Origin of the sequence: Eisenbergiella porci (assembly GCF_009696275.1) — a bacterium.
GTDB lineage: Bacteria > Bacillota > Clostridia > Lachnospirales > Lachnospiraceae > Eisenbergiella > Eisenbergiella porci.
The window spans coordinates 26,635-46,587 of record NZ_VUMI01000035.1; the positions used below are offsets into that span (position 1 = coordinate 26,635).

The 19,953-nt window shown below is 50.8% G+C and carries 14 protein-coding genes and 1 tRNA gene; 12 read left to right on the top strand and 3 right to left on the bottom strand.

All coding sequences use genetic code 11. From position 1 onward, the window contains the following. The first annotated feature begins 136 nt into the window (after positions 1–136). The 8 genes from FYJ45_RS19010 (at position 137) to FYJ45_RS19045 (ending at position 12,275) form a co-directional block, all read left to right on the top strand. On the top strand, positions 137–799 hold the full coding sequence (locus tag FYJ45_RS19010) for an ABC transporter permease (RefSeq protein ID WP_025491094.1): 663 nt from the start codon (positions 137–139) through the stop codon (positions 797–799). Next, positions 796–1,521, top strand: a complete 726-nt coding sequence (locus FYJ45_RS19015; RefSeq protein ID WP_154466649.1) for an ATP-binding cassette domain-containing protein — start codon at positions 796–798, stop codon at positions 1,519–1,521. Before FYJ45_RS19010 ends, FYJ45_RS19015 begins: the two co-directional genes overlap by 4 nt. Positions 1,522–1,536: 15 nt before the next feature. Further along, positions 1,537–2,439, top strand: a complete 903-nt coding sequence (locus tag FYJ45_RS19020; protein ID WP_154466651.1) for a glycine betaine ABC transporter substrate-binding protein — start codon at positions 1,537–1,539, stop codon at positions 2,437–2,439. A gap of 18 nt (positions 2,440–2,457) precedes the next feature. Beyond that, a complete protein-coding gene (ispG, locus tag FYJ45_RS19025) occupies positions 2,458–3,516 on the top strand; it encodes a flavodoxin-dependent (E)-4-hydroxy-3-methylbut-2-enyl-diphosphate synthase (protein WP_021635666.1) in 1,059 nt (352 codons plus the stop codon). Next, on the top strand, positions 3,517–8,196 hold the full coding sequence (locus FYJ45_RS19030; protein WP_154466653.1) for a PolC-type DNA polymerase III: 4,680 nt from the start codon (positions 3,517–3,519) through the stop codon (positions 8,194–8,196). Between the two features lie 209 nt (positions 8,197–8,405). Next, positions 8,406–10,409, top strand: a complete 2,004-nt coding sequence (locus FYJ45_RS19035; RefSeq protein WP_154466655.1) for a glycoside hydrolase family 31 protein — start codon at positions 8,406–8,408, stop codon at positions 10,407–10,409. Positions 10,410–10,576: 167 nt separating this feature from the next. Continuing rightward, a complete protein-coding gene (locus FYJ45_RS19040) occupies positions 10,577–11,917 on the top strand; it encodes a glycoside hydrolase family 5 protein (RefSeq protein ID WP_154466657.1) in 1,341 nt (446 codons plus the stop codon). A 286-nt stretch (positions 11,918–12,203) separates the two neighbouring features. Then, a tRNA-Glu gene (locus FYJ45_RS19045) sits at positions 12,204–12,275 on the top strand. 78 nt (positions 12,276–12,353) lie between these two features. On the opposite strand, the gene FYJ45_RS19050 is transcribed toward FYJ45_RS19045, so the two are convergent. Continuing rightward, on the bottom strand, positions 12,354–12,614 hold the full coding sequence (locus FYJ45_RS19050; RefSeq protein ID WP_154466659.1) for a hypothetical protein: 261 nt from the start codon (positions 12,612–12,614) through the stop codon (positions 12,354–12,356). A gap of 282 nt (positions 12,615–12,896) precedes the next feature. Between FYJ45_RS19050 and FYJ45_RS19055 the strand changes: the two genes are divergently transcribed. The 3 genes from FYJ45_RS19055 to FYJ45_RS19065 all read left to right on the top strand — a co-directional run bounded on the left by FYJ45_RS19055 (position 12,897) and on the right by FYJ45_RS19065 (position 17,040). Continuing rightward, on the top strand, positions 12,897–14,621 hold the full coding sequence (locus FYJ45_RS19055; protein WP_154466661.1) for an ABC transporter ATP-binding protein: 1,725 nt from the start codon (positions 12,897–12,899) through the stop codon (positions 14,619–14,621). Next, the gene (locus tag FYJ45_RS19060; protein ID WP_154466663.1) at positions 14,621–16,477 is read left to right on the top strand and encodes an ABC transporter ATP-binding protein; all 1,857 of its coding nucleotides are present in this window, start codon (positions 14,621–14,623) and stop codon (positions 16,475–16,477) included. The genes FYJ45_RS19055 and FYJ45_RS19060 overlap by 1 nt, the downstream gene beginning before the upstream one ends. A 134-nt stretch (positions 16,478–16,611) precedes the next feature. Continuing rightward, positions 16,612–17,040 (top strand): MarR family winged helix-turn-helix transcriptional regulator, encoded by a 429-nt coding sequence (locus FYJ45_RS19065; protein WP_021639644.1) that lies wholly within the window; start codon positions 16,612–16,614, stop codon positions 17,038–17,040. A gap of 112 nt (positions 17,041–17,152) precedes the next feature. Here FYJ45_RS19065 and FYJ45_RS31490 read toward each other — a convergent pair whose 3' ends face one another. Further along, positions 17,153–17,287: a hypothetical protein gene (locus tag FYJ45_RS31490; protein WP_268890954.1), complete on the bottom strand. Its 135-nt coding sequence runs from the start codon at positions 17,285–17,287 to the stop codon at positions 17,153–17,155. A gap of 157 nt (positions 17,288–17,444) precedes the next feature. Here FYJ45_RS31490 and FYJ45_RS19070 point away from each other — a divergent pair, with 157 nt between their 5' ends. Further along, positions 17,445–18,143 carry a MerR family transcriptional regulator gene (locus tag FYJ45_RS19070; protein WP_154466665.1) on the top strand — a complete coding sequence of 233 codons (699 nt, stop codon included), beginning with the start codon at positions 17,445–17,447 and terminating at the stop codon, positions 18,141–18,143. Between the two features lie 71 nt (positions 18,144–18,214). Here the strand turns inward: FYJ45_RS19070 and FYJ45_RS19075 are convergent, their stop codons facing one another. Continuing rightward, on the bottom strand, positions 18,215–19,570 hold the full coding sequence (locus FYJ45_RS19075) for a sodium-dependent transporter (RefSeq protein ID WP_154466667.1): 1,356 nt from the start codon (positions 19,568–19,570) through the stop codon (positions 18,215–18,217). Positions 19,571–19,953 lie beyond the last annotated feature (383 nt).

The window sequence follows — 19,953 nt, forward strand, 5'->3', positions numbered from 1 at the left end:
GACTTTTTTTCTGCCTGCGTTGTCACTTTTTAATAGAAAACAGATACAACATTCCGAATAAAAGGAAACCGCTTCCGGTTGCCAAAAGTAGTCTGTGAGGGTATAATAAATGAGATTGGATGGGAGAGAAAACGGTATGATACAGGAAATATTCAGGCTGTATGCGGAACGCAGCTCATTTTTTGCGGAACTCATTTTACAGCATATCCGCATCGCGGGCATTTCGGTGACGGTATCCCTTGTTCTGGGGCTTGTCATCGGCGTCATCATCAGTGAATACAGAAAACCGGCGCAGATTATCATGAATGTGATCAATGTGCTGTACACTATCCCTTCGATTTCCATGCTGGGCTTTCTGATTCCTTTTACGGGAATCGGGGATAAGACGGCGATCATTGCACTCAGTATCTACGGACTGCTTCCGATTGTGCGTAATACCTATACCGGGATCAGCACCATCCAGCCCTTCCTGACGGAGGTGGCGACGGGAATGGGAAGCACAAGGGGACAGGTTCTGTTCCGGGTAAAGCTGCCGCTGGCCCTGCCGGTGATATTGGCCGGGGTACGGAGCATGGTGGTGATGACCATATCCTTAAGCGGTATTGCCTCCTATATCGGGGCCGGCGGCCTGGGAGTCGCCATATACCGGGGAATTACAACGAATAATGCGGCAATGACCTATGCGGGCAGTATTCTGATCGCGCTGGTCGCCCTGATATCCGACAGGCTGATTTATCTGCTGGAGAAGAAGATACCCTGGGGCGAGACGGCGAGGAAAAGAAGGGAGCAGGGCGCATGAGTGTGATATCGCTGAAGAACATTACGGCGGCTTACGGTAACAAGGATGTGCTGATGCATTTTAACCTGGAAATCGCCCGGGGGGAATTTGTCATGCTCATCGGCACCTCCGGCTGCGGCAAGACCACTGCGCTGAAGCTGATGAACGGCCTGCTCAGGCCAAAGGAAGGAAGCGTGGTGGTAAACGGAAACGATCTGTCGCGGATAGATTTGACAGCCCTGCGCAGGAATCTGGGATATGTGGTGCAGGAAACAGGAATGTTTCCCCATTTGACGATAGAGAAAAATATTTCCTATGTGGCCGATTTGTCACGTAAAAAGGACAGTAAAGCCATACAGAACAGGGTCACGCAGCTTCTGCAGCTGGTGGAGCTGCCGGAGGAAATACGCAGGCGTTATCCGGACGAGCTTTCCGGAGGGCAGAAGCAGCGAGTGGGGATTGCCAGGGCGCTTATGAATTCGCCGGAAATCCTGCTGATGGACGAACCCTTCGGCGCGGTGGATGAGATCACACGCCGCAGGCTTCAGGAGGAGATTGGGAAAATACACAGGCAGCAGGGGGAGACGATTGTATTTGTCACCCATGATATAGATGAGGCGCTTCGCCTGGGAACACGGATTGTTGTAATGGATGCGGGAAGGATTATCCAGGACGGCACGCCGGAGGAAATCAGAGAGCATCCGGCAACGGACTTTGTGAAAAAGCTGATGTCGGAGCGGTAGGAAGAGAGGAAGAAAATGAATATTAAAAACAAGAGGAGAACCATCGCGGTCATGCTGGCTGCAGTTCTGGCAGCAGGCGTCTTTGCAGGCTGCGGCAAATCAAAGGAACCCATTAAGATCGCCTCCAAGCCCATGACGGAGCAGTATATCCTGACAGAAATCCTGGGGCAGCTGATAGAGCACGATCTGGGAGTTAAGGTGGAAATCACCAAGGGAATCGGCGGCGGAACCACCAATATCCAGCCGGCCCTGCTGAAGGGTGATTTTGACCTGTATCCGGAATACACGGGAACCGCATGGCTGACGGTGCTGAAGCATGAAAAAGAGGATGATCCCGACGTTTTATATGAAAACCTGCAGAAGGAATATCAGGAGATGGGACTTCACTGGAGCGGCCTGTACGGCTTCCAGAATTCCTATGTGCTTGCGGTGAGAAAGGAAGCGGCCGAAGTATACGGGCTGGAAACCTTCAGCGATCTGGCCGCGGCTTCCGGGAACCTGATTTTCGGCGGCAACCCGGATTATATGGAAAGAGAGGACGGCTATCCCATGATCTGCGAAGCCTATGGCATGGAATTCAAGGGTACCGTGGATGTGGATATTGCCCTGAAATACCAGGCCATGGCCAATCAGGAAATCGACGTGACCAATGCCTTTACTACGGACGCCCAGCTGGCGGCTGCGGATGTATTGCTGCTGCAGGATGATAAAAGCCTGTTTGCCACCTACTATGCGGGCACCGTTGTGAGAAACGATACGCTGGAGAAATATCCGGGGCTTGCGGATACGCTGGAGAAGCTCACGAGCCAGATTTCCGATGATGAAATGCGGGAAATGAATTACCAGGTGGAAGTGGAAGGAAAGGACGAGAAGGATATCGCCAGGGATTTCCTGACACAGAAGGGACTTCTAAATTAAACAGGAGGGGAAGGAAACATGTACAGAGAGCATACCAGAGAAGTGAAAATAGGGGACAGGGTTATCGGCGGCGGTAATCCGATCCTGATTCAGTCCATGACCAATACAAGAACGGAGGATGTGGAAGCCACCGTTGCCCAGATACTGCGCCTGGAGGCGGCAGGCTGCGATATTATCCGCAGTACGGTGCCCAATATGGAGGCGGCCAGGGCAATCGGCGAGATTAAAAAGAGGATTCATATCCCTCTTGTGGCGGACATTCATTTTGACTATAAGATGGCGATTGCCGCCATGGAAAACGGCGCGGATAAAATCCGCATCAATCCCGGAAACATCGGCGGCCCGGAAAATGTGGCGGCTGTTGTAAAGGTGGCAAAGGAAAGGAATATCCCCATCCGTGTCGGCGTCAACAGCGGTTCCCTGGAAAAACAGCTGGTGGAAAAGTACGGCGGCGTTACGGCCGAAGGGATTGTGGAAAGCGCCCTTGACAAGGTGAAAATGATTGAGGATCTGGATTATCATAACCTGGTAATCAGCATTAAATCCTCGGACGTGCTCATGTGCGTCCGCGCGCACGAGGTACTGGCAAGCAAAACCGATTATCCGCTGCACGTGGGAATCACGGAAGCCGGTACTCTCTGGAGCGGTAATATCAAATCCTCCATCGGCATGGGAATTATCCTTTATGAAGGCATCGGGGATACCATCCGCGTATCCCTCACCGGGGACCCGGTGGAAGAGGTCCGCACCGCAAAGCTGCTGCTCCGCACGCTGGGGCTGAGAAAGGGCGGCATTGAGGTGGTGAGCTGCCCTACCTGCGGCAGGACCAAAATAGATCTGATAGGCCTTGCCAACCAGGTGGAAGCCATGGTGGCGGATATCCCCTTAGACGGCGTTAAGGTAGCCGTCATGGGCTGTGCGGTGAACGGCCCCGGAGAAGCAAAGGAAGCGGATATCGGAATCGCGGGCGGAATCGGGGAAGGCCTGCTGATTAAGAAGGGTGAAATTATACGTAAGGTACCGGAGGCGGAGCTTTTGAATGTTCTCCGTGAGGAGCTGCTGCATTGGGAGGAATAAATGGCTAAGGCTTTTTTTGATGTATTTCCCGGATTAAAACTGGATGGTAAGCTGAAAAGCCTGTTTGAGCAGACGCAGATTGAACGCGTCACAGCAACAAAACAGAAGGATTTTGTGCGCATTTATTTAAGCAGTGAGCGGCTGATACAGAAGGATGATATTTTTACGGTGGAAGGTGAAATTAAGAAGCAGCTGTTTGCCGGCTGCAATATCACCATAAAAATTCATGAAAAGTACCGCCTCTCTTCCCAGTATAACCCGGAAAAGCTCATGGAAATTTACCGGGACAGCATATTGCTTGAGCTGCAGGAATACAGCCATCTTCTTTACAGTATGTTTAAAAATGCGGAGCTTTCCTTCCCTGAGGAGGGCAGGCTCAACCTGCGTATAGAGGATACCGTGCTGGCGCGGACCAAAAGTGATGAGCTGACCCGCATCCTGGAGAAGGTTTTTTTCGAACGCTGCGGCCTGCCTGTCAATGTATTTGTGGAATACAGGGAGGCAAGAACCGGGAGGTTCAAGGAAGAGGACGATATTTTTATCGCCCGCAGGGTGGCGGAAATTACAGCCAGGTATACCGGAAATAAGGGCTATGAAAACGGCGGAGAGATGCCTGCGCCGCGGCAGGAAATGCAGGCCGGGCAAAGCGGGAATGCAGAGGGAGGAACACAGAAGCAGGCGGTTGATCCTGCATATGAAGCTTATCTTGCAGGCGCAGCAAAGGAAGCTGCAAAAGCGGAGTCAGGACAAAAGCCCAAAGATGGAGGCGCGCCCTTTGAAGGAGGGACAGTGCGTCCCGGCGCTGCGCTGGAGGGCAAAAAGTTTATGGGCAAAAAGTCCGGCGGCTTCGGCCGCGGGAAAGGCAAATTTAAGGGAGACGGCGATTTTTTCAAGTCCGCGAAGCGTTCCGATAATCCGGATGTGATCTATGGCCGGGATTTTGAAGACGAGGCCATGTCCATTGAGGATATTGTAGGTGAAATAGGAGAGGTGGCCATCCGCGGCAAAATCCTGAATCTGGACAAGCGGGAAATCAAGAATGAAAGAACCATCCTCATTTTTGATGTCACGGACTTTTCCGATACCATGACGATTAAGATGTTTGCCAAAAACGAACAGGTGGAGGAAATCTGTGAGGGCATCAAGCCCGGTGTATTCGTGAAAATCAAGGGAATTACCATGATAGATAAGTTCGACGGGGAGCTGACCATCGGTTCCATCGTCGGCGTGAAGAAAATCAGTGATTTTACCCACGGCCGTATGGATCACAGCGTCCGCAAGCGTGTGGAGCTGCACTGCCATACCAAAATGAGCGATATGGACGGGGTATCCGAAGCCAAGGATATCGTGAAACGGGCGTATCAGTGGGGCCATCCCGCCATTGCCATTACGGATCACGGCGTGGTGCAGTCCTTCCCGGACGCCAACCACTTAATTGATGATTTATGGAAGACGGAGAAGGGAAAAAGGAAGGACGCGGGGGATCCCAATCCGGACAAGAATGATTTCTTTAAGGTAATTTATGGCGTGGAGGCCTATCTGGTGGATGATTTAAAAGAAATCGTCACCTACGGAAAGGGGCAGCCCCTGGAGGGCAGCTATGTGGTATTCGATATTGAGACCACGGGCTTTTCCCCCATCAAAAACCGGATCATTGAAATCGGCGCGGTAAAGGTGATCAATGGAGAGATTACGGACCGTTTTTCCTCCTTTGTCAATCCCCAGGTGCCCATCCCCTTTGAAATAGAGAAGCTTACCAGAATCAATGATGAAATGGTGATGGATGCGCCGGTCATTGAAAAGGTGCTGCCGGAGTTTTTAAGCTTCTGCGAGGGCACCGTGCTGGTGGCGCACAATGCCAGCTTTGATATCAGCTTTATCAGGGAAAATGCCCAGAGGCAGCAGCTTCCCTTTGATTTCACTTATGTGGATACCGTGGGAATTGCCAGGGTGCTGCTGCCCCATCAGGCCAAGCATACGCTGGACGCGGTATCCAAAACGCTGGGGATTTCCCTGGAAAACCATCATCGCGCCGTAGATGACGCGGAGGCAACCGCCCAGATTTTTGTTAAGTTTACGGATATGCTGCTTAAGGACGGGAAGGATACCTTGGAAAAGGTGAATGCCCTGGGAGACTCCAACCCTGATATCGTAAAAAGGCTGCCTACCTATCATGCGATCATCCTGGCCAAAAACAATACGGGGAGGGTGAACCTGTACAAACTGATTTCGGAATCCCATCTTACCTATTATGCCAAAAGGCCCAGAATCCCAAAGAGCCTGCTGCTTGCACACAGAGAGGGGCTGATACTGGGAAGCGCCTGTGAAGCTGGCGAACTGTACCGTGCGCTTCTGGACGACAGGAGCGATGCGGATATTGCCAGGATCGTGAATTTCTATGATTATCTGGAAATCCAGCCCACCGGCAACAACAAGTTCATGATTAACGAGGAAAAGATACGGAATATCAATTCCATTGAGGACATCCAGGATGTGAACAAACGGATTGTGGCGCTGGGAGAGCAGTATAATAAGCCGGTGGTAGCTACCTGCGACGTGCATTTCCTGGATCCCGGAGATGAGGTCTACCGCCGGATTATCATGGCGGGTAAGGGCTTTAAGGATTCCGACGAACAGGCGCCGCTTTATCTGCGCACGACTGAGGAAATGCTGGAGGAGTTCCAGTATCTGGGAAGTGATAAGGCGGAGGAGGTGGTCATTACCAACACCAACCTGATTGCGGATCAGATAGAGACCATATCTCCGGTGCGCCCGGATAAATGTCCTCCGGTCATTGCGGACAGTGATAAGACGCTGACGGAAATCTGTTATAACAAAGCGCATGAAATGTATGGGGAAAAGCTTCCTCCCATCGTAGAACAGAGGCTGGAAAAGGAGCTGAATTCCATTATCAAGAACGGCTTCGCGGTTATGTATATCATCGCCCAGAAGCTGGTATGGAAATCTGTGGAGGACGGCTATCTGGTAGGGTCGCGTGGTTCCGTAGGTTCCTCCTTTGTGGCGAACATGGCGGGAATTACGGAGGTAAACGCCCTGAGTCCCCATTATTACTGCATGAAATGCCATTACAATGATTTTGACTCCCCGGATGTGAAGGCCTACACAGGCAAGGCGGGCTGCGATATGCCGGACAAATACTGTCCGGTATGCGGCGAACCCCTGAAAAAAGACGGATTCGACATCCCCTTTGAAACCTTCCTTGGCTTTAAGGGTGACAAGGAGCCGGATATCGACCTGAACTTCTCCGGTGAGTACCAGAGTAAGGCGCATAAATATACCGAAGTTATTTTCGGCGCGGGCCAGACCTTCCGTGCGGGCACTATCGGCACCCTGGCGGATAAGACGGCCTTTGGTTATGTAAAGAATTATTATGAAGAGAGAGGAAGCAAGAAGCGTACCTGTGAAATCAACCGTATTGTGGCAGGCTGTACGGGAATCCGCAGAAGTACGGGACAGCATCCCGGCGGTATTATCGTGCTTCCTTTGGGGGAGGAGATCAACTCCTTCACGCCGGTGCAGCATCCGGCCAATGATATGACGACGGATACGGTAACCACACATTTTGATTACCATTCCATTGACCATAACCTGCTGAAGCTGGATATTCTGGGACACGATGATCCTACCATGATCCGTATGCTTCAGGATTTAACGGGCATCGATCCTACCAAGATCCCGCTGGACGATCCCCAGGTAATGAGCCTGTTCCAGAATACCAATGCACTGGGGGTGACCCCGGAAGAGATAGACGGCTGTCCGCTGGGCGCGCTGGGAATCCCTGAGTTCGGTACGGAATTCGCCATGCAGATGCTTCTGGATACACATCCCACCTCCTTTTCGGATCTGGTGCGTATCGCAGGGCTGGCGCATGGTACGGACGTATGGCTGGGCAATGCCCAGACCCTTATCAAGGAGGGAAAGGCAACCATTTCCACCGCTATCTGCACCCGTGACGATATCATGCTCTACCTCATTGAAATGGGCGTGGAAAGCAGTCTGGCGTTCACCATCATGGAGAGCGTCCGTAAGGGCAAGGGCCTGAAGCCGGAAATGGAAGAAGCCATGCTGGCGGCAAATGTGCCCGACTGGTACATATGGTCCTGTAAAAAAATCAAGTACATGTTCCCCAAGGCCCATGCGGCGGCCTACGTTATGATGGCATGGCGTATCGCCTATTGTAAGGTAAATTATCCGCTGGCTTATTATGCCGCCTTTTTCAGCATCCGCGCATCCGCTTTTTCCTATGAGCTGATGTGCCAGGGGCAGAAGCATCTGGAATCAATGATGGCTGACTATAAGAGAAGGGCGGACACCCTTTCCAAGAAGGAGCAGGATGCGGCCAGGGATATGAAGGTGGTGCAGGAAATGTACGCAAGAGGCTTTGAATTCGTGCCGATTGATATTTTTTCCGCCCAGTCCCGCAGCTTCCAGGTGGTGGGGGATAAGATAATGCCCTCCTTAAGCAGCATTGACGGCCTGGGTGAAAAAGCCGCGGATGCCATTGTGGAAGCGGCCAAGGACGGCCCGTTCCTTTCCAAGGATGATTTCAGGCAGAGGACGAAGGTTTCCAAGACCGTGGTGGATTTGATGGATACCCTGAACCTACTGGGGAACCTGCCGGAGTCCAACCAGATCAGCCTGTTTGATTTTGCCATATAGAGCTGTCAGGGATGCGTAATGCATCCCTTTTCTTTTATGGAATTTATAAAAAAAGGTCAGGATCCTTAAATAAAAGGTCAGGAAACAGAAGGAAATAACAGTACAAAATCAATATAATGTATTTATATCCCGCCGGTGACCGCCTGCTGCTCAGGGCGGCGGGAAAGACGGAAATGCAGGAACCGGAAAACTGGTTAAAAGGAGGAGCTATGATTAAGGTAATCGACAACAAAATATACCGCAGACAGGACAAGGAGCTTCTTGTCATAGAGCCGTGGGGGCCGGACAGTCTCCGTGTGCGCGCCACGCAGAACCATACCTTTAATAAGGACGAAGAAACCTCAGCCCTTCTTCCGGCGCTGGCCTCGGCGCCGGAAATTACAACGGACGGGAAAAGCGCAGTCATCACCAACGGTAAAATCCGCTGTGAGCTGATGGTGACGGGCAAGCTGAAGTTTTTCAACCAGAAGGGTGAGCTGCTTCTGGAGGAATATGACAGGAACCGTTTCCGTGAAAATGTGGAAGGGGAATTCAACAGCGCGCTGGAAATCAGCCCCCGTACCTTCACACCCATTATGGGAACGGAAAACTTTAAATTAGCCGTTCGCTTTGAACCGAATGACGGAGAGAAAATATACGGTATGGGCCAGTATCAGCAGCCGTATATGGATATGAAGGGCTGTGTGGTTGAGCTTGCCCACAGGAATTCCCAGGCCAGCGTTCCCTTTGCCCTTTCCAATAAAGGCTACGGCCTGCTCTGGAACAATCCTGCCATCGGAAGCGTGACCTTCGGAAAGAACCTGACGGAATGGACGGCGCTTTCCACAAGACAGATGGATTACTGGATTACAGCCGGGGATACGCCGGCAGAAATAGAAGAAGCCTATGCGGACGCCACGGGCAAGGTGCCCATGATGCCGGATTACGGCTGCGGCTTCTGGCAGTGCAAGCTGCGTTATCAGACGCAGGAGGAGCTGCTGGAGGTGGCAAGGGAATATAAGAGAAGAGGGCTGCCAATCTCTGTCATTGTAGCCGATTATTTCCACTGGCCTCATCAGGGGGACTGGAAATTCGACAAGGATTACTGGCCGGATCTGAAGGCTATGGTGGACGAGCTGGAAGGCATGGGCATCAAGCTGATGGTTTCCATCTGGCCCACGGTGGAGGAAGGCAGCGAGAACTTTAAGGAAATGGAGGAGCTGGGCTATCTGAGCCGGAATGACTACGGAAAAAGGATGCACCAGCTGGGCAATGCGGCCATCATGGATCCCACCAATCCGGATGCCAGAAAATATGTGTGGAGCAAGATTAAAAAGAATTATTATGACGACGGCGTACGCATTTTCTGGCTGGATGAGGCGGAACCGGAATTCACCAACTATGAATACGGCAACCATCGTTTTTACCTGGGCTCAGATCTGGAAATCGGCAATATTTTCCCCAGGGAATACGCGAGAATGGCCTATGAAGGCATGGAAGGGGAAGGCCAGGCCAACATTGTGAACCTTCTTCGCTGCGCATGGGCAGGCAGCCAGAAATACGGCGCCCTTGTATGGTCCGGAGATATTGACTCAAGCTTTCGCTCCTTAAGAAGCCAGCTGGCTGCAGGGCTGAATATGGGCCTTGCGGGGATTCCCTGGTGGACGACGGATATCGGCGGCTTCCACGGCGGAAATATATATGATGAGGATTTCAAGGAGGTTCTGGTCAGATGGTTTGAGTTCGGGGCATTCTGCCCGGTATTCCGTCTGCACGGCTTCCGCGAGCCCTTCAAGGAGCCTCTGGGAACCACAGGCGGCGGAACGGCTATCAGCGGCGCGGAAAATGAAGTATGGAGCTACGGCGAAGAGGTATATGAAATCTGTAAAAAGTACCTGGAGCTGAGAGAAAGGATGCTGCCCTACGTAAAACGCCTGATGGCGCAGGCGCATGAAAAAGGGACGCCGGTAATGCGTCCGCTGTTCTATGATTTCCCGGAGGACGGAAAATGCTGGGAGATCGAGGACGAGTATATGTTCGGGCCGGAAATTCTTGTGGCGCCCATCCTTTATGAAAAACAGAGGGAAAGAAAGCTGTATCTTCCTGCGGGAGAGTGGCGCAGCCTGAATGACGGAAAAGTATATGCGGGCGGGGCGGATATTGTATGTGAGGCTCCCATTGACGCCATTCCTGTTTTTGTGAAAAACGGGTGTCTGGAGGAACTGAAATTTTAACGGCAGGCTGCCGTTTACTATGTAAACAGTATAGAAGAAAACAGTCCCGGGACGAGAAGGATGCCCCGGGACTGTTATTGTTGGAAAAAATGCGGCAGTTCAGGACTGCCATCTTCTTGAATGACCCGCCGTTCTGAACTGTTACGAGGAAATAAGGAGCGCTGATTATGGATTTTGTTAAGGTGAATGGAAAAGAATTTTATTACAGGGGAAAGCCCATCCTGTTTTCCGGGCTGGGCGTGGGCTCCTGGCTGAATATGGAGCATTTTATGCTGGGGCTTCCGGGAACGGACAAACAGGTCAGGGAAACCTTTGCCCGGGTGCTGGGGAAGGAGGACGCGGCCAGTTTTTTTGATTCCTTTATTTTGAATTTCCTTACGGAGGAGGATTTCCTTTTCCTGAAGGAATCCGGGGTGAATCTGCTTCGCGTGCCTTTCAGCTACAGGCTTTTTATTGATGATGAGAATCCGGGGGTATATAAGGAAGAGGGCTTTGGCTACATGGACAGGCTGCTTGCCCTTTGCAGCAAGTATGAGATCTTCCTGATGCCGGATCTGCATACGGTGCCGGGGGGACAGAACCCGGACTGGCACTCGGATAACACCACGGGAATCCCGCAGTTCTGGCATTTCCGTATTTTCCAGGAACAGATTGTGAAGCTGTGGCAGGACATAGCACAACGATACCGGGACGAGCCTTTCCTGTTAGGCTACGATCTGCTCAATGAGCCTTTTCTTATGCCTAAAAAGGAGGGCGTGCTGAATGCCTTCTTTGAAGAAGTGACAAAGGCAGTGCGAAAGGTGGATAAGAATCATATTATTTTTATTGAGGGCGATTTTTTCTCCATGGATTTTTCGGATATCAAGCTGCCTGCGGATGAACAGACGGCGCTGACCTTCCATTTTTATCCTACTGTATGGGATAAGAATCTGTGTGATAAGGATTATGACGCCAGGGAGAGAGTGCGAAAGATGGATGAGCAGCTTGCCGGATTCGCGGCTCTGCGGGATAAATTCGGCCGTCCTGCCCTCTGTGGGGAAGCCGGGGTGGATATTAAGAAGGACGATCTTCCGTTTACGATGCAGCTTCTGGATGAAACACTGGGGCTGTTTCAAAAGCATGGCCTTTCCTGGACGCTTTGGAGCTATAAGGACGCGCAGTGGATGGGCCTGGCCTACCCGAAGGATGGCGCCGGCTGGATGAAGCTGGCCGGCAGGATCAGGGAACACTGGTCGCATTACGGGCAGATGGACGCTGCGGATGAAATCATGGAGGATATGGGAAAAAGATATACGGCGGATTTGGCAAAGGAACTTAAATACGAGCTGCAGTTCCAGCTGAGGGGCGTGCTGTACCGCCTGGAAGAGGAATATATCCTGAAGCCGGTCCTGGAGGAATTCCCCAAAGAGGAAATCATGTCCATGCCGGAATCCTTCCGGTTTGAAAACTGTGCCTTCTATGAAGATTACAGGGCGCTTCTGAAGAAGTATACCTGGCGGCAGGCATAAACTGTGCCGGGCCGGCGGCTAAAATTAATTATGAGGAAAACTGCAAGGCGGCAGGAAAAAAGGAAACAGGAGGGAGACGCCCGACAGGCAGCAAAAATAATCCCTCCGAAGCTCTGCCGCCCCTTAAAAAGCAGCTTTTGCGCAGGCTTTTTGCGAAACAATATTGCGTTAAAATAAAAGCAAAATAAAAAATAGAAAAATTTCAAAAAAAGTACTTGCATTTCCTGGCAACTTGTATTATTATATACAAGTGTCACGCGGGAAGTTATCGCGGACAACACCAGATGGCTCGTTGGTCAAGCGGTTAAGACGCCGCCCTCTCACGGCGGAATCAGGGGTTCGATTCCCCTACGAGCTGTTGACTATTTTGAAAAGAATAGCCCAACCCGAAAGAAGTGCTGCAGGCCTTGTGTCTACAGTTCTTTTTTATGTTTTTTTATTTGAGGTTCAGCTCTTCAAGCAGGCGCGCACAGTCTTTCATTCCCTGCTTATATGCCAGTTCTATCAGCTTCCCGCAGCAGCTGCTATGACATTCCATCAGCGACTCCACCAGATCATGGTATTCTTCAGGCAGCTCGCGGTAACAGCTGACGGCAGCCTCCTTTTCCGTTTCGCTCAGCTTACGGTAATCCCCATCCTTCAGGAATATTTCCTGAAGCCTTCCTGATACCGCACAGTCAGTGATTTCATCCAACATTTTCTTATCCTCCGGGCCACTCCGATTTTTTCACCCAAAGAGCGGCTCCTTCCATATCAAAATTCCGACACATCACTATATACAGACTACCACAGAACGGTAATATAGTCTACATTAATGTAGTAATATTTGCAATAGTCCATAACAGACCGGATAGAGCGAATCCGTTGCATAATTCAGGGCATGAAAAATAAAAGAAGATGCAGGAGTTGACAAAATCAAATAATGCCCATAAAATAGTTGCATATGCAATAATTGTAAATACTTGAATTTGGAGGCAGTATGAGACGTTTACTTTCTTACATGAAGAAATACAGGACAGCAACGGTTCTGGCAGTGTTCTGTATTGTTTTGGAGACCTTTCTGGAGCTGATTATTCCCCTCATCATGGCGGATATGGTGGATGTGGGAATTGCCAACGCGGATAAGGCCTATATTTTTGAAAAAGGCCTGCTCATGGCGGGCTGTGCGGTTGTTTCCATGGTGCTGGGAGCGGGAAGCGCCAGATTTGCCGCCGTCTGCGGACAGGGCATCGGCGCGGAAATCCGAAAGGATGAATACCGGAAGCTCCAGCAGTTTTCCTTTGCCAATACGGATCATTTCCGGACCTCATCCCTTGTCACAAGGCTGACGGGAGATGTGACCAATATCCAGAATTCCATTTCCGGCGGCATGCGTCCGACCTGCCGCGCGCCGGTGATGATGATTACCGCCATTGCCGTTTCCTTTTATATCAACAAAGAGCTGGCAGTGGTTTTTCTGATAGCTGCGCCTGTTCTGGGCGTTCTTTTATTCCTCATTATTTCCCATGTCCGGCCGCTGTATTCCAAAATGCAGAAAGCAGTGGATCTGGTTAACCGCATTATCCAGGAAAACCTGACGGCAATCCGGGTGGTGAAGTCTTATGTCAGAGGCGATTATGAGCTGGCGAAATTCGAAGAGGTGAATACCGGGCTTTTGACCACCTCGGAGAGGGCTTTTAGGGTCGCTTCCCTGAATATGTCTGCCATGCAGCTTGTCATGTACACTACCATTCTGTGCATCCTCTGGTTTGGCGGCAGGCTGATTTTGGTGGGAGGCATGCAGGTGGGCGAGCTGACCGGTTTTTTAAGCTATGTGCTCCAGGTACTTAATTCCCTGATGATGATATCCAATGTATTTATGATGTTCACCCGATCCCTCACCTCCTGGAAGCGTATCACGGAAGTAATGGACGAGAAAATCGACATCACCGAGGAACGGTCAAAGGACATTTTTGTTGAAAAAGGAGAAATTGATTTTGACCATGTATACTTTAAATACAGCAAAGATGCGCAGGAATATGTGCTTTCGGACATTACGCTTCATATGAAGGCCGGCCAGACAATCGGCATCATCGGAAGAACCGGCGCCGCCAAATCCACGCTGGTGCAGCTGATTCCCCGTCTGTATGATGTGACGGAGGGAGAGATCCGCATCGACGGGCATCCGGTGCAGGAATATCCGCTGAGGCATCTGCGGGATGCCATAGCCATGGTGCTTCAGAAAAACACGCTTTTTTCCGGAACCGTCAGGGATAACCTGCGGTGGGGGAAGGAGGACGCCACGGAGGAAGAGATAGAAGAGGCATGCAGAATCGCCTGCGTGGATGAATTTATCGAAAGGCTGGAAAACGGCTATGACACCGACCTGGGCCAGGGCGGCGTAAATGTATCCGGCGGGCAAAAACAGAGGCTCTGCATTGCCAGGGCCTTGCTGAAGAAGCCCAGGGTGCTGATTCTGGACGATTCCACAAGCGCCGTGGACACGGCAACGGAAGCGAAGATACGGGAAGGGATGGAACGCAGCCTGCCGGGCACCACCAAAATCATCATTGCCCAGCGGATCACCTCCGTCGTCCATGCGGATGAAATCATCATCCTTGAGGACGGCAGGGTCCATGCCGTGGGCACCCATGAGGAGCTTCTGAAGAATAATGAAATTTATCAGGAAATCTATCAATCCCAGCAGGAAGGAGCTGATCTGTAATGGCGAAATATACCGGATATGCAAGACCGAAGGATAAAAAGAAAACCATGAAAAAGATGCTCCACTATATGGGAATCTATAAATGGTCCATGGTGCTGGTGGGGATACTGGTGTGTATCAGCAGCCTTGCCAACATTCTGGGAACCTATATGCTCAAGCCGGTTATCAACCGGTACATTCTGCCGGGAAATATCCCGGGGCTTATCCGTATCCTGATTCTGATGGCCGTCATGTACGGCTTCGGGGCGCTGGCCACGCTGGGCTACAATCAGCTGATGGTGCACACCTGCCAGAAAATCGTGGGACGCATCAGAAGGGATTTGTTTGAACATACCCAGGACCTTCCGCTTTCCTATTTCGACGCGCATACTCACGGCGAGCTGATGAGCAGGTTCACCAATGATGTGGATACCCTGACCGAGGCGCTGAACAACAGCTTTACCCTTCTGATACAGAGCTTTATCGTGGTAACGGGCACCATTACCATGCTGATTATCCTGAATTTCAGGCTTTCCCTGATTGTCATCGGCTTTTTGCTGCTGATGTTCCTCTTCATCCAGTTTAACGGAAAGCGGAGTAAAAAATATTATCTGGCCCAGCAGAAGCATCTGGGAAGCATCAACGGCTTTGTGGAAGAAATGGTGGGCGGCCAGAAGGTGGAAAAGGTTTTTAACCACGAGGATAAGGACTTCGAAGAGTTCTGCCGGAGAAATGAAGCGCTGCGGGAGGCATCTACAAAGGCGTTGTCCTATTCGGGCATGATGGTGCCGACAATCGTCAGCCTTTCCTATTTTAACTATGCGGTTTCCGCCTGCGTGGGCGGCATGTTTGTGCTGTCCGGGCTGATGGATCTTGGAAGCCTGGCCTCTTATCTGGTCTATGTAAGACAGAGCGCCATGCCCATGAACCAGTTTACCCAGCAGATCAATTTCCTGCTGGCGGCGCTTTCCGGTGCGGAGCGTATCTTTGAGATGATGGAAGAGGAGCCGGAAACAGACGAAGGGAAAATCACGCTCTGCCATGTACGGGAAAAAGACGGACATCTGGAAGAAAACGGCAGCGAGGGCAGGGATTACGCCTGGAAGGTGCCGGGAGAGGACGGCGGCAGCCATCTGGTGCCTTTGAAGGGCGATGTGCGGTTTACCGATGTGGTGTTTGGCTATACTTCCGAAAAGAAGATATTAAACGGCATCAGCCTTTATGCAAAGCCCGGCCAGAAAATAGCCTTTGTAGGCTCCACAGGCGCGGGAAAGACGACGATCATCAACCTGGTCAACCGTTTTTATGAGATCCAGGGCGGCACCATCACCTACGACGGCCTGGACATCCGGGATATCCGCAAAAAGGATCTGCGCCGTTCCCTGTCCATGGTAATCCAGGATACCCACCTGTTTACCGGGACCATTGCCGATAATATCCGCTATGGCAGACTGAAGGCATCGGATGAGGAAGTAAAGGAAGCGGCCCGCATCGCCAACGCGGATTCCTTTATCCGAAGGCTTCCCGAGGGTTATCAGACCATGCTTTACAGCGACGGCTCCAATCTTTCCCAGGGACAGAGACAGCTGCTTGCCATTGCCAGAGCGGCAATTTCCAACCCGCCCGTGTTGATTTTGGATGAAGCCACCAGCTCCATCGATACCCGGACGGAAAAGCTTATCGAAAAAGGCATGGATGCCCTGATGGAGGGACGGACCGTATTTGTCATAGCCCACAGACTTTCCACTGTGCGTAATTCCAAGGCGATTATGGTGCTGGAAAAAGGAGAGATCATAGAACGGGGCGATCACGAGGAGCTTTTAGAGCAGAAAGGCCGCTATTATCAGCTGTATACTGGACAATTCGAACTGGAATGACCCGTCAAACCATGCTACAATAAAAAGGAAGCCTGTACCCCGCAAAGGTTCCTCCCCGGCCTCATACCCGAAGCTGAGGAAGAACCCTGGCGGCAGGATGCCGCCGGAATGAAAGTCAGGAGAGTGATAACAGAATGGAAAAATGGGAAATCAGAGATGCTATGGTGGAAATGGAAATTGCCAGGAAAAGAATCCTCCAGCCGTATTTTCAGAAGCTGGGACTGTCACCGGGACAGCCGAGGATTCTGAATAAATTATATGAAAAAGACCATGTGACCCAGCGGGAACTGGCCGACCGGTGCTGTATGGATGTGGCAACCATGTCCCGCACCCTCGACCGTCTGGAGGAAGCCGGATACCTGACCCGGGAAAAGCATCCCGACTGCCGCCGTTCCTTCCTTATAGTCCTCACTGAGGAAGGCCGCAGCAGGGCCGCCCAGGTGCATGAGGACTTCCGGAATATTGACGAACAAATCTGGCAGGGCTTCCATGAACAGGAAATGGAAGAGTTCCTTGCCTGTGCGAAGAAGATCATTGCCAACCTGAAAAGCGGCGGAAAATAGGACGGTAGAGGATGTCCTGGTTCCTGCCCTTCGCCTGTGAAAACAGCCTGCGGTTCCCAGCGCCCCATGCGCTGCCGCCCGCTGAATACGCTCTGAACGCTGGGATGAATTATCATAAAGCCGGAAAAAACGCAGTCCGTTGCTTTTTTGATATCATCTCCGGCGTTTTTAAGTTTACATTACCGCCCCCTTCTTTATCAACAGCTTCTGAAGCCGCCTTTATTACCGCATCTGTCAAAATCTCCATTTTTTTCTCCAAAAAACTCCTTTCATACGCCAAACCGGCTTTCATATTACACAAACCTAATCACAGAATAATTATAAAAAGATTTTATAGGTATTGACCCTCACGTATGGTGATAGCCTAAAGTAATACCTGAGGGAAGGAAAGAAGGTGAAAATATATGATGACAGTAAAACAGGTGGCAAACCTGACAGGAGTCAGCGTGCGCACCCTCCAGTTCTACGATGAAATCGGACTGCTCAAGCCGGCGGGACTGACGGAGGCCGGATACCGCCTCTACGATGAAAATACGCTGGAAACTCTCCAGCAGATCCTTTTTTTCAAGGAACTGGACTTCACGCTGAAGGAAGTTAAAACCATTATGGAAAACCCGCAGTTTGATAAAATGAACGCATTCATAAAACAGCGCGAACTTATACAGCTCAAACGCGACCGCCTGAATGTCCTGATCGAACTGCTGGACAAACTGATTAAAGGAGAAAAATGCATGGACTTCAAAAAATTTGATATGACGGATTACTTTAACGCACTGAATGAATACAGACAAAATAATTCCGAAGAAATTGTAAAACAATTTGGAAGCCTGGAAAGCTTTGATGAAATGCTTACAATGATGCGCTCCAGAGAAGATGAGATTGGCGAAATGGCAGTAAAACAATATGGCAGCATTGAAAATTACACAAAGGCAGCCAAAAAGAACCTGGCCCGGTTTCTTGCGGACGGCCCGGCATTTTCCCGGACGGAAGCCCTTTCCCTTGCCGCTTTCCACCCTCCGTTCCCCTCCGGCCTGCGGTCAGCAGTCAGCCGAACCATCCCGCAGAACACATCCTGCAAAACTAAAAAAGACAGCCGGAAATGAGAAACACATCCACGTTTCCCATTTCCGGCTGCCCTGCTCTGGCAAACCGCCTGAAACCGACCCAACTGCCCTTACAGGCTAATCCATCCAAACGTATTGGCGATAGAACTGATAAGAATCAAAAAGATCAGAATCGGAGCCACATATTTCACAAGAACCACATAAAGCTTTTCATCCTTAAACGGAGCGGAAAGCTTCACCTCATCCGTAACCACCTTCGGCTTCACGACAAAACCCACAAAAATACAGGTAAATATCGCCACCACGGGCATAAGCACACTGTTGCTCAGGAAATCAAAGAAATCCAGGATGGAAAGCCCCAGAGGAGCCACCCAGGAAAGTACGCCAAAGCCCAGAGAAGAAGGAATTCCCATCACCAGGGCAAAAACCATGACCTCAAGACACGCCGTCTTCCTTTTCATATGGAATTTGTCCTGAACAATAGACACCACCGTTTCCATTAAAGAAATGGAAGAAGTCAGGGCCGCAAATAAAACAAGCAGGAAAAATACCAGCCCCAGAATCGCACCGGCCCGCATGCTGGCGAAAACCTTGGGAAGCGTAATAAACATCAGGCTCGGCCCCGAAGAAAGAATATCCTTGTTCCCGCCGGAAAAAACGAACACCGAAGGAATAATAATCATACCTGAAATAAAAGCAATTCCCGTATCAAAAAGCTCAATACTGCGCACCGACGACTCAATGTTTTCCGACTTCGGCATATAAGAACCATACGTAATCATAATACCCATGGCAAGAGACATGGAATAAAAAAGCTGCCCCATCGCCGCAAGCACACAATTCACCGAAAACTCCGAGAAATCAGGCTTGATATAATAAATCAGCCCGTCCACAGCCCCCGGCCGCGTCACCACATAAACCGCAATCCCCAGGGAAAGAAGGACAAGAATCGGCATCAATATTTTGCTCGCCTTCTCAATCCCCTTTTCCACGCCAAGCATAACAATAAAAGCAGTAGCCGCAATAAAAAGGAAAAGCCAGAACAAAGGCTGCCCAACCTCACCGATAAAACCCGTAAAAAAGCTGTCCTCCGTAGCCGCCAGCCCCTGCCCTGTCACATACACAAACAGATACTTGGCCACCCATCCCCCGATTACACAATAATAAGGAAAGATAATAATGGGAACAATACTGGAAAGCACGCCCAGGAAAGAAAACTTCTTATTCAGGGACGTAAAAGCATACAACGTACTCTTTCCCGTTTTCCGCCCCAAAGCAATCTCCGTCAGCATCAGGGCGAAACCAAACGTCACCGCCAGTATCAGATAAATCAGCAGAAAAGTCCCTCCGCCGTACTTCGCCGCCAGATAAGGAAACCGCCAGATATTCCCCAGCCCCACAGCAGACCCTGCCGCCGCCAATATAAAACCGATCCGGCCGGAAAACGAATTCTTTTGTTCTTTCATAAGGAAAAACCCCCTAAAATAATATGAATTACAGCACTGCACTGCCGCTTCAAAACAATGCCGCTGTGACAATATATTCTATCACACTAAAAACCAAGAGAAAAGTCCCAAATACAAAAAGAGTGGGGGAGGGGCGGCCCCAGTCTCAAAAACGGGGTGTTTCTAACTGCGCCGGAAGGCCGGGATTGTGCCAAAGCGGCTGAAACTCCTCCGCAGCGACCCCTGTGTGCGGTGGCTGTATCTTAGTTGCTGTGGTCGTCTGCGTTCGTCAGACAAGCCGCAAAGGACGGCAAAATCCCGGCCTTCCGGCGCAGTAAGAAACATCACCGTTTTTTCCAATGGAGCCGCTCCCTTCCCCCCACCTCCCCGCCCTGCCGCAGCCC

Bases quoted from the DNA above. Each gene is read 5' to 3' on its own strand.
- FYJ45_RS19010 (WP_025491094.1), top strand. From the start codon at position 137: ATGATACAGGAAATATTCAGGCTGTATGCGGAACGCAGCTCATTTTTT.
- FYJ45_RS19015 (WP_154466649.1), top strand. From the start codon at position 796: ATGAGTGTGATATCGCTGAAGAACATTACGGCGGCTTACGGTAACAAG.
- FYJ45_RS19020 (WP_154466651.1), top strand. From the start codon at position 1,537: ATGAATATTAAAAACAAGAGGAGAACCATCGCGGTCATGCTGGCTGCA.
- ispG (WP_021635666.1), top strand. From the start codon at position 2,458: ATGTACAGAGAGCATACCAGAGAAGTGAAAATAGGGGACAGGGTTATC.
- FYJ45_RS19030 (WP_154466653.1), top strand. From the start codon at position 3,517: ATGGCTAAGGCTTTTTTTGATGTATTTCCCGGATTAAAACTGGATGGT.
- FYJ45_RS19035 (WP_154466655.1), top strand. From the start codon at position 8,406: ATGATTAAGGTAATCGACAACAAAATATACCGCAGACAGGACAAGGAG.
- FYJ45_RS19040 (WP_154466657.1), top strand. From the start codon at position 10,577: ATGGATTTTGTTAAGGTGAATGGAAAAGAATTTTATTACAGGGGAAAG.
- FYJ45_RS19050 (WP_154466659.1), bottom strand. From the start codon at position 12,614: ATGTTGGATGAAATCACTGACTGTGCGGTATCAGGAAGGCTTCAGGAA.
- FYJ45_RS19055 (WP_154466661.1), top strand. From the start codon at position 12,897: ATGAGACGTTTACTTTCTTACATGAAGAAATACAGGACAGCAACGGTT.
- FYJ45_RS19060 (WP_154466663.1), top strand. From the start codon at position 14,621: ATGGCGAAATATACCGGATATGCAAGACCGAAGGATAAAAAGAAAACC.
- FYJ45_RS19065 (WP_021639644.1), top strand. From the start codon at position 16,612: ATGGAAAAATGGGAAATCAGAGATGCTATGGTGGAAATGGAAATTGCC.
- FYJ45_RS31490 (WP_268890954.1), bottom strand. From the start codon at position 17,287: ATGGAGATTTTGACAGATGCGGTAATAAAGGCGGCTTCAGAAGCTGTT.
- FYJ45_RS19070 (WP_154466665.1), top strand. From the start codon at position 17,445: ATGATGACAGTAAAACAGGTGGCAAACCTGACAGGAGTCAGCGTGCGC.
- FYJ45_RS19075 (WP_154466667.1), bottom strand. From the start codon at position 19,570: ATGAAAGAACAAAAGAATTCGTTTTCCGGCCGGATCGGTTTTATATTG.